Raw genomic sequence first — 14,017 nt, 5'->3', positions numbered from 1 at the left:
CGCCCGGTTACATTTCGAACCCGGAAGCTAAGCCTTACAGCGCCGATGGTACTGCAGGGGGGACCCTGTGGGAGAGTAGGACGCCGCCGAACAATCTTTGGAAGGACCCCTGGTCCCAGCGTTCAGCTGGGACCAGGGGTCCTTTTGTTTTTACAATGCTTGCAGTACCGAAGACAGGAGTCACCGATGTCCACCAACTCTCCCGACGACCGACCGGAGCGCGACCAGCGGCGACGGGACAGTGGTGACCGCGGGGACCGGGGCGGCTTCCGGCGCGACAGCGGTGGTCGCGGTGGTCCTGTGCGGCGCGAAGGGGACCGTGGTGGTTTCCGGCGTGACGACCGCCGCGACGATCGCCGGGACGACCGGCGCCGTGATGACCGGGATCGCGGGCCTCGGCGCGATGACCGCGGCGAGCGCCCCGCGTTCCGGCGTGACGACAACCGCGGCGGCGGCAACTACGGCCGGCGTGACGACAGCCGTCCGAGCGGTGGGAGCGGTGGGAGTGGCGGCGGCGGTTACGCGCGTCGTGACGACCGGGACCGGGGGCCTCGACGGGACGACCGCGGAGAGCGTCCGGCCTTCCGGCGCGATGACAATCGTGGCGGAGGGAATTACGGCCGACGCGACGACCGGCGCGGAGACGATCGCGGCCAGCGCGGTGGCTTCCGCCGCGACGACCGTCCGGACTTCCGCCGCGACGATCGCCGGGATGACCGGCGGGATGACCGCCGTGGTGAGCGGCCCGACTTCCGGCGGGACGATCGCCGGGATGACCGGCGCGATGATCGGCGTGGTGAGCGGCCCGACTTCCGTCGTGATGACCGGCGGGACGATCGGCGTGATGACCGTCCGGCCTTCCGGCGCGATGACCGCCGTGACGACCGCCGTGACGACCGCCGTGACGACCGCCGTGACGACCGCCGTGATGACCGGCGGGATGACCGGCGTGATGACCGTCCGGCCTTCCGTCGTGATGACCGGCGGGATGACCGCCGTGACGACCGGCGTGATGGTGACCGTGGTGGGTTCGGTCGGCGGGATGATCGGGACCGTGGGTTCCGGGGGCGGGACGAGCGGCGGGGTGATGACCGCGGGGACCGGGGTGGTTTCCGCCGCGACGGGGGCCGGGACGACCGTGGCGGTTTCCGGGGTCGGGACGACCGCGGGGGACGGGGCGGGCCCCGGCGGGACGACCGCGGTGGCAGGCCCGGTGGTGGCTTCCGGGGTGGCCGGGACAGCCGTGATGACCGGCGCGGCGGGGGCGGCGGTCGGTTCCGGGACGACCGGGACCGGGAGCCGATCAAGCGGCTGCCGATCCCCGAGGACGTCACGGGCGACGAGATCGACAAGGACGTACGGCAGGAGTTGCAGAGCCTGCCGAAGACGCTCGCGGACGACGTCGCCAGGAACCTGGTGATGGTCGCCCGGCTCATCGACGAGGACCCCGAGGGCGCGTACGGGTACGCCAGGGTGGCGCTGCGGCTGGCGTCGCGGGTGGCCGCCGTACGGGAGGCCGCCGGATTCGCGGCGTACGCGAACCAGAAGTACTCGGAGGCGCTCGCCGAGTTCCGGGCCGCGCGGCGGATGACCGGCAGCGTGGAGCTGTGGCCGGTCATGGCCGACTGCGAGCGCGGGCTCGGGCGGCCGGAGAAGGCGCTGGACATGGCCGGCGCACCCGAGGTGCACAAGCTGGACAAGGCCGGGCAGGTCGAGATGCGGCTGGTCGCGGCCGGTGCCCGGCGGGACATGGGGCAGTTGGACGCGGCGATCGTGACCTTGCAGAGCCCCGAGCTGGCCTCCAGCTCCGTACAGCCGTGGACCCCTCGGCTGCGGTACGCGTACGCCGACGCGCTGCTGGCCGCCGGTCGGGAGGATGAGGCGCGGGAGTGGTTCGCCAAGGCCGCGGAGTCCGACCGGGACGGCAGTACGGACGCCTCCGACCGGCTGGCCGAGCTGGACGGGGTCGACTTCGTGGACGCCCTCGACGAGAACGAGGACGAGAACGAGGACGACAACGAGAACGAGGACGAGGATCAGCGGGGGGACCGGGACTGACCCGGGGTGACAGGTGAGGGGCGGGACCGTCGGTGGTCCCGCCCCTCAGTCGTGTCAGGGCTCCAGGGTGCGCAGGACCAGGCCGGACGCCGGTTTCGGGCCGAACGATGTCGACTTGCGGGGCATCGTGACGCCCTGGCGGGCCAGCTCGCGGACGACCTCCTCGCGGACCGGGTGCATCAGGACCGCCGTACCGCCGTCGCGTTCCGCCTTCTCGACGGTGGCGGCCGGGTCGTGGATGTAGGAGATGTGCGCGGCGGAGTCCTCGGGCACGTGCCAGACGTGGGCGAGGAGCGTGCTGTGCAGGACGGTCGCGTCCAGGGTGCGCCAGGCGGCCGGGCGGTCGGCGGGGACCGTGCGGGCCAGCAGCTCGGGGTCCGGGTGGTCGACCAGGTGGTAGGTGCCGTCGCCGGCGAGGAGGAACGCGTTGCCGGTGGCGGCCGCCTCCGCAAGGACGGCCAGCGCCTCGGCCCGCGGGGCGTCGACACGGCGTACCCGGAAGCTGCCCTTCAGCGCCGCCACGGCGTCCGCGACCGGCAGGTCGTGCAGCAGGCGGTGGATGGCGCGGACACGCAGCGGGTAGCGGGCGGTGTCGACGAGCAGGACCAGGCCGTGGTCCCAGGGGCTGGGGGAGGGGTGCTCGGCGCGCAGTTCGCGGTAGGTGGCCCAGCGGTGGTGGCCGTCGGCGATGAGGGCCTGGTGGCGGGAGAGGTCCGACTGGATCTCCGCGATCTCCCGGCGGTCGGTGATCGACCACAGGCGGTGCCGGTAGCCGTCCTCCGTGGTGGTGGCCAGCAGCGGGGGGCGGCCGGCGGCGCGTTCGACGGCGGTGCTGGTGGGGGTCGGCGCGTGGCCGCCGCGGTAGGTGAGGAGGAGGGGCTCGAAGTTGGCCGCGGTGGCGCGCATCAGGGACGCGCGCTCGGCGACCACGTGCGGCATGACGTCCTCGTGCGGCAGGACCGAGCGGTCGCCGGCCTCGGGCAGGCGCAGGGCGCCGATGACGCCGCGTTGCAGGAGACCGTCGTCGGCGCGCTGTTCGTAGACGTAGAGACCGGGTTCGGGGTCGGTGGTGAGGATGCCCTCGGCGCGCCAGCGGCGCAGGGTGCGGGCCGCTTGCCGGTCGCGGGCGGTGGGGGTGGCGGCCTGCGGGAGGATCAGGCGGACGATGTTGTGCGGGTCCGCGGACTCGAGGTGGAGCAGGCCGTCGGGGCGGACCACGACGTCGTAGGGAGGGGATGTCACGGCGGCCAGGCTGCCGACCCGGTCGGGGTCGTAGCGGAGACCTCGGAACGGGGTGAGTTCCAGGTCCCGGCGCGCCGTCGCTTCCGGGTGACCTGCGGTATCCATCCCGGCATCGTACGTGTGTCAGTGCCATGGGGGATGATCGGGGAAAGACGGAGAACCAGGAACGACGCGGCGACGACGAGGAGCGATCTGTGATGAGCCGGAGCGTCAGGACGAGGCCCGAGGGCAGGGGGCAGGCCCTGAGCGAGGCGTACGACACGGCGCTGCTCGATCTGGACGGGGTGGTGTACGCGGGCGGTGCGGCGATCGGTCACGCGGTCGAGTCGCTGGCCACGGCGCGCGCGGGCGGGATGCGGCTGGCATACGTCACGAACAACGCGCTGCGGACGCCGGACGCGGTGGCGGAGCATCTGACCGAGCTGGGGATCGCGGCCGAGGGGTCCGACGTCATCACCTCCGCGCAGGCCGTGGCGCGGCTGGTCGCCGAGGAGGTGCCGGCGGGGGCCCGGGTGCTGGTGATCGGCGGGGAGGGGCTGCGGGTCGCGCTGCGGGAGCGCGGCCTCGAACCGGTGGAGTCGGCCGACGACGACCCGGCGGCGGTGGTGCAGGGATACGGCGGGCCCGACCTGGCGTGGGGGCGGTTCGCCGAGGCGAGTTACGCCGTCGCGCGCGGGGTGCCCTGGTACGCGTCCAACACCGACCTGACCATTCCCAGCGGACGGGGGATCGCGCCGGGCAACGGCGCGGCGGTGGAGGTCGTCCGGATCGCCACCGGGGCGCAGCCGCGGGTCGCGGGCAAGCCGCTGCCGCCGATGCACCGGGAGACGATCCTGCGCACCGGCGCCGAGCGGCCGTTGGTGGTGGGGGACCGGCTGGACACCGACATCGAGGGCGCCATCGGCGGTGACGTCGACTCGTTGCTCGTACTGACCGGGGTCACGGACGGCCGGCAGCTGCTCGCCGCGCCCCCGCGGCACCGGCCGACCTATGTGGACGCCGACCTGCGCGGGCTGCTCACCGGGCAGCCGGAGGTCGCCGACGCGGACGGGGGCGGCTTCCGGTGCGGTGGCTGGACGGCGACGGCGGGCGCGGAGCGGCTGGAACTGGACGGCGACGGGGAGGCCCTCGACGGACTGCGGGCGCTGTGCGCGGCGGCCTGGACGGCGGCCGGGGACGGTTCCTGCGCGCTGGACGCGGACAAGGCGCTGGCGCGGCTGGGACTGTGAGGCGCTGGAGCGAGGCGGGTTCAGGTCCCGGGCATCGTGACCGAAGGGGAGTTAGGCTAACCTAACCGGGTGTTGGTCGACAGTCCCCCCGAAGCGCGCGCCGAGAAGACCGCCGCGCCCCCGGACCGCCGGGTGATCCGTGCCGCCGGGCTGCTCGGCTCCGTGGCGGTCCTGGCGTGCGTCACCGTGGCGAGCCTCGTGATCGGCGCCAAGGACCTGTCCCTGGCGCAGGTGTGGCACGGCCTGTTCGAGGACTCCGGTTCGTACGGCGACGTGGTGGTCGGGGAGCGGCTGTCGCGGACCGTGCTCGGGCTGCTGGCCGGTGCCGCGCTGGGGCTGTCCGGGGCGGTCCTCCAGGCGCTCACCCGTAATCCGCTGGCCGATCCCGGCCTGCTCGGCATCAACGCGGGGGCCTCCGCCGCGGTCGTCACCGCCATCACCTTCTTCGGCGTCACCTCGTTGCGCGGGTACGTCTGGTTCGCGTTCCTCGGCGCGGCGGCGGTCGGGGCGCTGGTCTGGTTCCTGGGCGGCAGCCGGGGCGCGACACCGGTCCGGCTGGCGCTGGCCGGTACGGCCATCAGCGCGGCCCTGTACGGGTACCTCCAGGCCGTGATGATCACCGACGAGGCGGCGCTGGGCACGATGCGCTTCTGGACCGTCGGCTCGCTGTCCTCGGCGGACAACGGGACCATCACCCAGGTACTGCCGTTCTTCGTGGTCGGCACGGTGCTGGCGCTGGCGCTCGCCCGGCCGCTGAACGCCATGGAGATGGGCGACGACACCGCCCGCTCCCTCGGTGCCAACCTGAACCGGACCCGGGCGCTGTCGATGCTGGCCGCCACCGTGCTGTGCGGGGCGGCCACCGCCGCGTGCGGCCCGATCGTCTTCGTCGGTCTGATGGTGCCGCACGTGGTGCGCTCCTTCACCGGTCCCGACCTGCGCTGGATCCTGCCGTACGCCACGGTCCTGTCGCCGGTGCTGCTGCTCGGCGCCGACGTGCTCGGCCGGATCGTCGCCCGCCCCGCGGAGCTCCAGGTGGGCATCGTGACGGCGGTCCTCGGCGGCCCGGTCTTCATCTTTCTCGTACGACGGCGGAGGACGGCCCAGCTGTGAGGATCCCCGCCAAGACCCGCCGTACCGTCCGCGCCGTCGGTACGGCCCGTGCCGTGCGTACCGTCCGTGCTCCCGGCGGTCTCTCGCTGCGGCTGGACGTCAGGTCGCTGACCGTCGTCGTCCTGCTGCTGGTGGCCGCGCTCGCCGCGAGCGTCGTGCTGATCGGTACCGGCGACTTCCCGATCCCGGCGGCCGATGTGCTGCGCACGCTGTTCGGCGGCGGCACCGCCGGCCAGGAGTTCATCGTGCGGGAGCTGCGGCTGCCGCGGGTGCTGGTCGGACTGCTGGTCGGCGCCTCGCTCGGACTCGGGGGCGCGCTGTTCCAGGCCATCTCCCGCAATCCGCTGGGCAGTCCGGACGTACTCGGGCTCGGGCAGGGCGCGACGGCCGGTGCGCTGATCATGATCGTGCTGTTCTCCGGGAGCGCCGCGCAGGTCACGTTCGGCGCGCTCGTGGGCGGCCTGGTGACCGGGTTCGGCATCTACCTGCTCGCCTGGAAGCGGGGTGTGCACGGATACCGATTGGTGCTGGTCGGCATCGGGGTGTCCGCGATCGTCACGGCGGTCAACGGCTATCTGATGACCCGGGCCGACATCGTGGACGCCTCCCGGGCCGTGGTCTGGATGACCGGCAGCCTCGACGGCCGGGACTGGGACCAGGTGTGGCCGCTGCTGGTCCTGTGCGTGCTCCTGGTGCCGGTGGCGCTGGCCAACGGCCGCGGGCTGCGCATGATGGAGATGGGCGACGACGTCTCGTCCGCCCTCGGGGTGCGGGTGGAGCGGGTACGGATGCTGCTGCTGGTGGCCGCCGTGCTGCTCACCGCCGCCGCCACGGCCGCCGCCGGACCGGTCGGCTTCGTCGCGCTCACCGCGCCGCAGCTGGCCCGCCGGCTGACCCGGGCGCCCGGCCCCAACCTGCTGCCGTCGCTGTGCATGGGCGCCGCCCTGCTGGTCACCGCCGACTGGGTCTCGCAGCGGACCTTCGGCGCCGAACAGCTCCCGGTGGGCGTGGTCACCGGCGTGGTCGGCGGCGTCTACCTGCTGTGGCTGCTGGTCACCGAGCGCAAGGCGGGCCGGATATGAGCGCCGATGCCGCTGACGGCAGCGGGCTGAACAACCAAAGGAGCATCGTGAACCGCCTGTCCGCCGAGAACGTCACCCTCGCCTACGACCAGCGCGTCATCGCCGAGCAGCTGTCGGTGGAGATACCCGACAACTCGTTCACCGTGATCGTCGGTCCCAACGCGTGCGGCAAGTCGACCCTGCTGCGGGCCCTGTCGCGGATGCTCAAGCCCAGCGACGGCCGGGTCCTGCTCGACGGCCAGGTCATCCAGTCGATGCCCGCCAAGCAAGTGGCGCGCACCCTCGGGCTGCTGCCGCAGTCGTCGATCGCGCCCGACGGCATCACCGTCGGCGACCTGGTGGGCCGGGGCCGCTACCCGCACCAGGGCCTGCTGCGCCAGTGGTCCACCGAGGACGAGCGGGTGGTCCAGGAGTCGATGGCGCAGACCGGCGTGGCCGAGCTGGCCGACCGGTATGTCGACGAACTCTCCGGCGGGCAGCGCCAGCGGGTCTGGATCGCCATGGCGCTCGCCCAGCAGACCCCGCTGCTGCTGCTCGACGAGCCGACGACGTACCTGGACATCCAGCACCAGATCGACGTCCTGGACCTCTGCGCCGACCTGCACGAGGAGCAGGGCCGGACGCTCGTCGCCGTGCTGCACGACCTCAACCACGCCGCCCGGTACGCCACTCACCTCATCGCGCTGCGCGAGGGTCAGGTCATCGCGGAGGGCGCGCCGAAGGACATCGTCACGGCCGATCTGGTCGAGCGGGTGTTCGGGATGCGCTGCCAGGTCATCGACGACCCGGAGACCGGGACGCCGCTGGTGGTGCCGGCCGCGCGCCGGGCGCGGCACCGGGTCGCCCTCACAGAAGCTTCCTGAGGCGGAACAGGTCCCGCAGGCCCGCCTCCAGCCGTACCCGGCCCGAGCCCCATGCCCTGGCGAAGTTGAGCTCGCCGTCGACCAGGGCGACGAGGTCGTCGCCGGTCATGGCCAGCCGGATGTCGGCCTTCTCGCGCGGGGGCCCGGTCAGGGTGTCGCGCACGTCGATCACGCCGTCCGTCATCCGGCCGGCGAAGGTGACGTCCAGGTCCGTGATGTGGCAGCTCACCGAACGGTCCAGTTCGCCGGCGGCCCGCACGTCGTCCCCGGCGCCCCGCATGTTCTCCGCAAGCTTCTCGAGCGCCGCGCGGCACTCCTCGATCGTCGCCATCGCCACCGACCGTACCCCAGGGGTTCGGGGTAGCGTCGGGACCATGAGCGACGCAGTCCCGGAGCCGGAAGCACCGGCGGAGCGCCCCCCGGCCGCGCCCGCCCCCCTGGAGATCCCCCGCGCCGCCACGGGGGACGCCGGCACGGACGCCCTGCTGGCGCGGCTGGCCGACGTGGACCACCTGGCCACCGACGGACACCTGGCGGTGTACGAGGATGTACACCGGGGGCTGCGCGACGCGCTCACCGCGCTCGACGCCCGCCCGGGACCTCCGGCGCCCCCGTCCCCGTACCGCAGTAGGAGCTGAACCGAACGTGGCAGGAGTCGCACGTCGCCGTCTGGACGCGGAGCTGGTCCGGCGCAAGCTCGCGCGCTCGCGGGAGCACGCCGGGCAGTTGATCGCCGCCGGGCGGGTCTCCGTCGGCCGGACCGTCGCGACCAAACCGGCCACGCAGGTGGAGACCGCGGCGGCCATCGTCGTCGCCAAGGACGACAACGACCCCGACTACGTCTCCCGGGGCGGCCACAAGCTGGCCGGCGCACTGGCCGCCTTCGTCCCGCTGGGGCTGGCGGTGGCGGGGCGGCGGGCGCTGGACGCCGGGGCGTCGACCGGCGGGTTCACCGATGTGCTGCTGCGCGCGGGGGCCGCGCACGTGGTCGCCGTCGATGTCGGCTACGGGCAGCTCGCCTGGTCGCTCCAGAGCGATGAACGGGTCACCGTCAAGGACCGTACCAACGTGCGGGAACTGACGCTGGAGGTGATCGACGGGGTGCCGGTGGATCTTGTCGTGGGGGATCTGTCCTTCATCCCGCTCGGGCTGGTGCTGCCCGCCCTGGTGCGCTGCGCGGCGCCCGGCGCCGACCTGGTGATGATGGTGAAGCCGCAGTTCGAGGTGGGCAGGGAACGGCTGGGCAGCGGGGGCGTGGTCCGCAGTCCCGAGCTGCGCGCGGAGGCGGTGCGGGGCGTGGCGGACAAGGCGTGGGAGCTGGGGCTCGGGGTGAAAGGTGTCACCGCGAGTCCGCTGCCGGGTCCCTCCGGGAACGTCGAGTACTTTCTGTGGCTGCGGGCCGGGGCCGACCGACTGGACCCGGCCGACGTCGATCGTGCAGTGGCGGAGGGGCCGCGTTGACACAGAACCGAGCTCGTACTGTTTTCCTGCTGGCCCACACCGGGCGGCCCGCGGCCGTGCGCAGCGCCGAACTGGTGGTGAAGGGGCTGCTGAACGCCGGGCTCGGGGTGCGGGTCCTGGAGGCCGAGGCGTGCGATCTGCCGCTGCCCGGCGAGGTGCAGCTGGTCAAGGAGGCCACCCCGCAGTGCCTGGACGGGTGCGAGCTGCTGATCGTGCTGGGCGGGGACGGGACGCTGCTGCGCGGTGCCGAGTTCGCCCGCGCCTCGGGGGTGCCGATGCTCGGCGTCAACCTGGGGCGGGTCGGGTTCCTCGCCGAGGCCGAGCGGGACGACCTGGACAAGGTCGTCGACCGGGTGGTCAGCCGGGCGTACGAGGTCGAGGAGCGGATGACCGTCGATGTCGTCGTGCACCGCAACGGGGACATCGTGCACACCGACTGGGCGCTGAACGAGGCGGCGGTGCAGAAGGCCGGCGCGGAGAAGCTGCTGGAGGTCGTGCTCGAGGTCGACGGGCGGCCGGTGACCGGGTTCGGCTGCGACGGGGTGGTGCTGGCGACGCCGACCGGGTCGACGGCGTACGCGTTCTCCGCCGGGGGGCCGGTGGTGTGGCCGGAGGTGGAGGCGTTGCTGATGGTGCCGATCAGCGCGCACGCGCTGTTCGCCAAGCCGTTGGTGACGTCGCCGGATTCGGTGCTGGCGGTGGAGGTGCTGCCGCACATCCCGCCGGGGGTTTTGTGGTGTGACGGGCGGCGGACGGTGGAGTTGCCGGCCGGGGCCCGGGTGGAGGTGCGGCGGGGGGCGGTGCCGGTGCGGCTGGCTCGGCTGCACCATGCGTCGTTCACTGATCGGCTGGTGGCCAAGTTCGCGTTGCCAGTGGCGGGGTGGCGGGGGGCGCCGCACTGACGCGGTCTCGAAGGGGTGGTTCTCGCCGTGGGCGGGTGCGGGTTCGTTCGGGATGGTCGCGCCCCGCGGCGCAGCCGCTATCAGCACAGTCCCGCGCCCCTGGCGGCGATGCACTCCTGTGGGTGGGAAGACCGGGCCGGTCGCACTCTCCAGCTTCGACCTCGTAAGGTCGTGTCCGTGTTGGAGGAGATGCGGATACGGTCGCTCGGCGTGATCGACGATGCCGTGGTCGAGTTGTCGCCCGGGTTCACCGCTGTCACCGGTGAGACGGGTGCGGGCAAGACCATGGTGGTCACCAGCCTGGGCCTGCTGCTCGGCGGGCGGGCGGACCCGGCGCTGGTGCGGATCGGGGCCAAGAACGCGGTGGTCGAGGGGCGGGTCACCGTGCCCCCCGACGCCAAGGTCGCCGTCCGGGCCGAGGAGGCCGGGGCCGAGCTGGACGACGGGGCGCTGCTGATCAGCCGTACCGTGTCCGCCGAGGGGCGGTCGCGGGCGCACCTGGGCGGCAGATCGGTGCCGGTCGGGGTGCTCGCCGAACTCGCCGACGAACTGGTCGCCGTGCACGGGCAGACCGACCAGCAGGGGCTGCTGAAGCAGGCCCGGCAGCGGCAGGCGCTCGACCGGTACGCCGGGGACGCGGTCGCCGCGCCGCTGGCCAAGTACGGGGCGGCGTACCGGCGGCTGCGGACGGTCGCCGGGGAGCTGGAGGAGATCACCACGCGGGCCCGGGAGCGGGCTCAGGAGGCCGATCTGCTGCGGTTCGGGCTGGACGAGATCGCCGCCGTCGAGCCGCGCGCCGGTGAGGACGTGGAGCTGGCGGAGGAGGCGGAGCGGCTGGGCAACGCCGAGGCGCTGGCCTCGGCCGCGACGGCCGCGCACGCCGCGCTCGCGGGCAACCCGGAGGACCCCGAGGGGATCGACGCGGCGACGCTCGTGGCGGGCTCGCAGCGGGCGCTGGACGCCGTGCGGTCGCACGACCCGGCGCTGGCCACGCTCGCCGACCGGATCGGTGAGGTCGGCATCCTGCTCCGGGACGTGGCCGGTGAGCTGGCCGGGTACGCCGACGACCTGGACGCCGACCCGCTCCGGCTGGCGGCGGTCGAGGAGCGGCGGGCCGCGATCAACGGGCTGACCCGGAAGTACGGCGAGGACGTCGCCGCCGTGCTGGCCTGGGCGGAGCAGAGCGCCGCCCGGCTGACCGAACTGGACGGCGACGACGAGCGGATCGGCGAGCTGACCGCCGAGCGGGACGCGCTGCGCGCCGAACTGGGCGGGCTGGCCCAGGCGTTGACGGACGCCCGGACCGAGGCCGCGGAGCGGTTCGCCGCCGCCGTCACCGCCGAGCTGGCGTCGCTGGCCATGCCGCACGCACGCGTGTCGTTCGAGATCCGGCAGACCGAGGACCCCGAGGGCGTGCCGGTCGACGGACGGCCGGTGGCCTACGGGCCGTCCGGCGCGGACGAGGTCGAGCTGCTGCTCGCCCCGCACCCGGGAGCGCCGCCGCGGCCCATCGCCAAGGGCGCCTCCGGCGGTGAGCTGTCGCGGGTGATGCTGGCCGTGGAGGTGGTGTTCGCGGGCACCGATCCGGTGCCGACCTATCTCTTCGACGAGGTCGACGCGGGCGTCGGCGGCAAGGCGGCGGTCGAGATCGGCCGGCGGCTGGCCAAGCTCGCCAGGTCCGCGCAGGTCGTGGTCGTCACGCACCTGCCGCAGGTGGCGGCGTTCGCCGACCGGCAGCTGCTGGTGGAGAAGACCAACGACGGGTCGGTGACCCGGTCGGGAGTGAAGGCCCTGGAGGGTGAGGACCGGGTCCGGGAGCTGTCCCGGATGCTCGCCGGGCAGGAGGACTCGGAGACCGCGCGGGCGCATGCCGAGGAACTGCTGGCGACGGCCCGGGCAGATCTGTAGGCGATGGCCCGGGCGGATCTGTAGCGGAAGCCGCCTAGGCTGAGCGCATGATCGCTCCCGCTCCCCGGACCCGTTCCCTCGTCCTCGCCGCCGCGCTCGCCCGGGCCGGTGCGACCGTGCTGCGCGCCACCGCGCCGGGCGGACCGGAGCACTGGACGCGGACCAATCACGCCGGGCGCGCGGTCGGGCTCCACGCCGGGGCCGCGGCCGCCCTCGCGGCGGCACTGGCGACCGGCCGGGTGCGGCCCGTCGCCGGGTGCGCGGTGCTGGCCGCCGGGGCCTGCGGGGCGTACGACGACGTGGCCGGGGCGGGGGACCCGCGGCGCGGGTTCCGGGCGCATCTGGCGGCGCTGCGCGACGGCGAGGTCACCAGCGGGGCGGTGAAGCTGTTCGGGATCTCGGCGGCCGGGCTGCTCGCGGGGGCGGTGCTGAAGGAACGGCCGCTGGACAAGGTGCTCGCCGGGGTCGTGATCGCCGGCGCCGCGCACTTCGTCAACCTCGTCGACGTACGCCCGGGACGGGCCGCCGTCGCCGCGCTGGCGCTCGGCGCGCCGGGCATGGTGAAGCGGGGACCGGCGGCGGAACTGGCCGCCGCCGCGACCGGGGTGGCCGCGGCGGTGCTCCCCGACGACCTCCGGGAGCGCGAGATGCTCGGGGACACCGGGGCGCACGCGCTGGGCGCGGCCCTCGGCGTCGCGGTCGTGGCGGGCAACGGGCGGGCGGGACTGGTGGCGCACGCCGCGGCCGTCGTGGCGGCGGCGGTGTACGGGGAGCAGGTCAGCGGCTGGGCGCGGTCACTCGTGTGAGTGACTGAGCGCGTCGTGTTGCCCCGGCGTCAGTGCCCCCGCGGACCGGCGCCGTTCCCGGAACACCCGTACGTCCTGGCATCCTTGACGCAGTACGCGCGGGAGACCGCGCGGCGTGCTCCTCCGCTCCTCCTTCGCTCCTCCTCCGCTCCACCCTTCGGTACTTTCTCCGTGAACGCCCGCCGCAGAACCAGGAGCCCCGGCCACGTGACCCCCGTGAGCAGCCACGTCCCGCACGGCCAGTCCCCGCTGCGCACCGTGCAGGTGCTGGGCGGAGGCAACGCCGGCAGCAGCGCGCACGTGCGCTCCCTGACCGCGGGGCTGGTGGCACGAGGCGTGAAGGTCACGGTGTGCGCCCCCGCCGAGGCCGAGCGCCGCTACGACTTCACCGGGGCCGGCGCCGACCACGTGGCCGTGGCGCGCAGCAGCGACCCGGTCGCCGTCGCCGGGCTGCGGGCCGCCTGCGCCGGTGCCGATCTGGTGCACGCGCACGGCCTGCACGCCTCCTTCCGGGCCGCGCTCGCCCTCGGCGGCCGCCGAGGGCGGACGCCGCTCGTCGTCACCTGGCACGACCGGGTGCACGCCGAGGGGCCGCGGGCGCAGCTGCTGCGGGTCCTGGAGCGGCGGGTGACGAAGGCCGCCACGGTGGTGCTGGGGGCCACCTCCGGGCTGGTGGACCACGCGCGGCGCAGCGGAGCCCGGGACGCCCGGCTGGCCGCCGTCGGGCTGCCCGGCCCCCGGCCGCCGGTCGACCCGGAGGACGCCGACCGGACGCGGCCCAAGACCCGTGCCGAACTCGGCGCGACCGGCCGCCCGTTGCTGATCGCGGTCGGCGCGCTGGAGCGGCAGCGGGGGCTCGAGGTGCTGTTCGACGCCGCGCGGAGGTGGCGCGACCTGGACCCGGTGCCGCTGGTCGTGGTCGCCGGGGAAGGGTCGCTGCGGGCCGCGCTGCAACGGCGGATCGAGGCCGAGGAGTTGCCGGTGACGCTGGTCGGCCGCCGGGACGACGTCGCCGACCTGCTCGCCGCGGCCGACCTGGCGCTGCTGCCGGGCCGCCACGAGACGCGTTCGCTGCTGGCCCGGGAGGCCCTGCACGCGCGCGTGCCGCTGGTCGCCGGGGACGTCGAGGACCTCCGCGAACTCGTCGGTGACGCCGCCGAACTGGTGCCGGCCGGGGACGCCGAGGCGTTCGCCGCCGCCGTCGTCCGGCTGCTCGGCGACCCCGGGCGGCGGGAGGTGCTGCGGGACGGCGGCCGGCGGCAGCTGGCCGGCTGGCCGACCGAGGACGAGACCGTTGCCCAAGTGCTGAGTGTGTACGACGAGTTGACGCAGCCGGCGCCGCTGCTCTGACCG

The 14,017-nt window shown here is 74.3% G+C and carries 14 protein-coding genes and 1 rRNA gene; 13 read left to right on the top strand and 2 right to left on the bottom strand.

Going from position 1 to position 14,017, the window contains the following annotated elements; all coding sequences use genetic code 11:
• From rrf to AB0G32_RS37795, 3 genes are all read left to right on the top strand, one after another.
• Positions 1–92: ribosomal RNA gene (rrf, locus tag AB0G32_RS37805) — 5S ribosomal RNA — on the top strand; the annotation flags it as partial.
• Between the two features lie 152 nt (positions 93–244).
• The gene (locus AB0G32_RS37800) at positions 245–1,420 is read left to right on the top strand and encodes a hypothetical protein (RefSeq protein ID WP_361174617.1); all 1,176 of its coding nucleotides are present in this window, start codon (positions 245–247) and stop codon (positions 1,418–1,420) included.
• Complete coding sequence (locus AB0G32_RS37795; RefSeq protein ID WP_361174614.1) at positions 1,312–2,058, top strand: tetratricopeptide repeat protein; 747 nt, start codon at positions 1,312–1,314, stop codon at positions 2,056–2,058. Before AB0G32_RS37800 ends, AB0G32_RS37795 begins: the two co-directional genes overlap by 109 nt.
• Positions 2,059–2,112: 54 nt before the next feature.
• Here AB0G32_RS37795 and AB0G32_RS37790 read toward each other — a convergent pair whose 3' ends face one another.
• Positions 2,113–3,405 (bottom strand): DUF1015 domain-containing protein, encoded by a 1,293-nt coding sequence (locus AB0G32_RS37790; protein WP_361174598.1) that lies wholly within the window; start codon positions 3,403–3,405, stop codon positions 2,113–2,115.
• A 92-nt stretch (positions 3,406–3,497) separates the two neighbouring features.
• On the opposite strand from AB0G32_RS37790, the gene AB0G32_RS37785 reads away from it, so the two are divergent.
• The 4 genes from AB0G32_RS37785 (at position 3,498) to AB0G32_RS37770 (ending at position 7,587) form a co-directional block, all read left to right on the top strand.
• Positions 3,498–4,529: an HAD hydrolase-like protein gene (locus AB0G32_RS37785; RefSeq protein ID WP_361174595.1), complete on the top strand. Its 1,032-nt coding sequence runs from the start codon at positions 3,498–3,500 to the stop codon at positions 4,527–4,529.
• 69 nt (positions 4,530–4,598) lie between these two features.
• Positions 4,599–5,642: an iron chelate uptake ABC transporter family permease subunit gene (locus tag AB0G32_RS37780; protein WP_361174592.1), complete on the top strand. Its 1,044-nt coding sequence runs from the start codon at positions 4,599–4,601 to the stop codon at positions 5,640–5,642.
• Between the two features lie 2 nt (positions 5,643–5,644).
• Positions 5,645–6,724 (top strand): iron chelate uptake ABC transporter family permease subunit, encoded by a 1,080-nt coding sequence (locus AB0G32_RS37775; protein ID WP_361174611.1) that lies wholly within the window; start codon positions 5,645–5,647, stop codon positions 6,722–6,724.
• On the top strand, positions 6,721–7,587 hold the full coding sequence (locus AB0G32_RS37770) for an ABC transporter ATP-binding protein (RefSeq protein WP_361174581.1): 867 nt from the start codon (positions 6,721–6,723) through the stop codon (positions 7,585–7,587). The genes AB0G32_RS37775 and AB0G32_RS37770 overlap by 4 nt, the downstream gene beginning before the upstream one ends.
• Here AB0G32_RS37770 and AB0G32_RS37765 read toward each other — a convergent pair.
• Positions 7,571–7,918, bottom strand: coding sequence for an SCP2 sterol-binding domain-containing protein (locus AB0G32_RS37765; RefSeq protein ID WP_361174578.1), 348 nt, complete (start codon positions 7,916–7,918; stop codon positions 7,571–7,573). The two genes, AB0G32_RS37770 and AB0G32_RS37765, sit on opposite strands and share 17 nt — an antisense overlap.
• A 43-nt stretch (positions 7,919–7,961) precedes the next feature.
• Here AB0G32_RS37765 and AB0G32_RS37760 point away from each other — a divergent pair, with 43 nt between their 5' ends.
• The 6 genes from AB0G32_RS37760 (at position 7,962) to AB0G32_RS37735 (ending at position 14,014) form a co-directional block, all read left to right on the top strand.
• The gene (locus tag AB0G32_RS37760) at positions 7,962–8,225 is read left to right on the top strand and encodes a hypothetical protein (protein WP_361174575.1); all 264 of its coding nucleotides are present in this window, start codon (positions 7,962–7,964) and stop codon (positions 8,223–8,225) included.
• A 7-nt stretch (positions 8,226–8,232) separates the two neighbouring features.
• Complete coding sequence (locus AB0G32_RS37755) at positions 8,233–9,048, top strand: TlyA family RNA methyltransferase (RefSeq protein ID WP_361174572.1); 816 nt, start codon at positions 8,233–8,235, stop codon at positions 9,046–9,048.
• The gene (locus tag AB0G32_RS37750) at positions 9,045–9,950 is read left to right on the top strand and encodes an NAD kinase (protein ID WP_361174569.1); all 906 of its coding nucleotides are present in this window, start codon (positions 9,045–9,047) and stop codon (positions 9,948–9,950) included. Before AB0G32_RS37755 ends, AB0G32_RS37750 begins: the two co-directional genes overlap by 4 nt.
• 189 nt (positions 9,951–10,139) lie before the next feature.
• Positions 10,140–11,858, top strand: a complete 1,719-nt coding sequence (gene recN / locus AB0G32_RS37745; RefSeq protein ID WP_361174608.1) for a DNA repair protein RecN — start codon at positions 10,140–10,142, stop codon at positions 11,856–11,858.
• Between the two features lie 47 nt (positions 11,859–11,905).
• Positions 11,906–12,664, top strand: coding sequence for a hypothetical protein (locus AB0G32_RS37740; protein ID WP_361174566.1), 759 nt, complete (start codon positions 11,906–11,908; stop codon positions 12,662–12,664).
• A gap of 207 nt (positions 12,665–12,871) precedes the next feature.
• On the top strand, positions 12,872–14,014 hold the full coding sequence (locus AB0G32_RS37735; protein WP_361174563.1) for a glycosyltransferase family 4 protein: 1,143 nt from the start codon (positions 12,872–12,874) through the stop codon (positions 14,012–14,014).
• The last annotated feature ends 3 nt before the right edge of the window (positions 14,015–14,017 follow it).

The sequence above is a fragment of the Streptomyces sp. NPDC023723 genome, assembly GCF_040639815.1.
Lineage (GTDB): Bacteria > Actinomycetota > Actinomycetes > Streptomycetales > Streptomycetaceae > Streptomyces.
Note: the sequence above shows the minus strand (reverse complement) of the source record. Positions and strands in the feature narration are given on the sequence as shown.

Bases quoted from the DNA above. Each gene is read 5' to 3' on its own strand.
- AB0G32_RS37790 (WP_361174598.1), bottom strand. From the start codon at position 3,405: ATGGATACCGCAGGTCACCCGGAAGCGACGGCGCGCCGGGACCTGGAA.
- AB0G32_RS37785 (WP_361174595.1), top strand. From the start codon at position 3,498: ATGAGCCGGAGCGTCAGGACGAGGCCCGAGGGCAGGGGGCAGGCCCTG.
- AB0G32_RS37770 (WP_361174581.1), top strand. From the start codon at position 6,721: ATGAGCGCCGATGCCGCTGACGGCAGCGGGCTGAACAACCAAAGGAGC.
- AB0G32_RS37765 (WP_361174578.1), bottom strand. From the start codon at position 7,918: ATGGCGACGATCGAGGAGTGCCGCGCGGCGCTCGAGAAGCTTGCGGAG.
- AB0G32_RS37760 (WP_361174575.1), top strand. From the start codon at position 7,962: ATGAGCGACGCAGTCCCGGAGCCGGAAGCACCGGCGGAGCGCCCCCCG.
- recN (WP_361174608.1), top strand. From the start codon at position 10,140: ATGCGGATACGGTCGCTCGGCGTGATCGACGATGCCGTGGTCGAGTTG.
- AB0G32_RS37740 (WP_361174566.1), top strand. From the start codon at position 11,906: ATGATCGCTCCCGCTCCCCGGACCCGTTCCCTCGTCCTCGCCGCCGCG.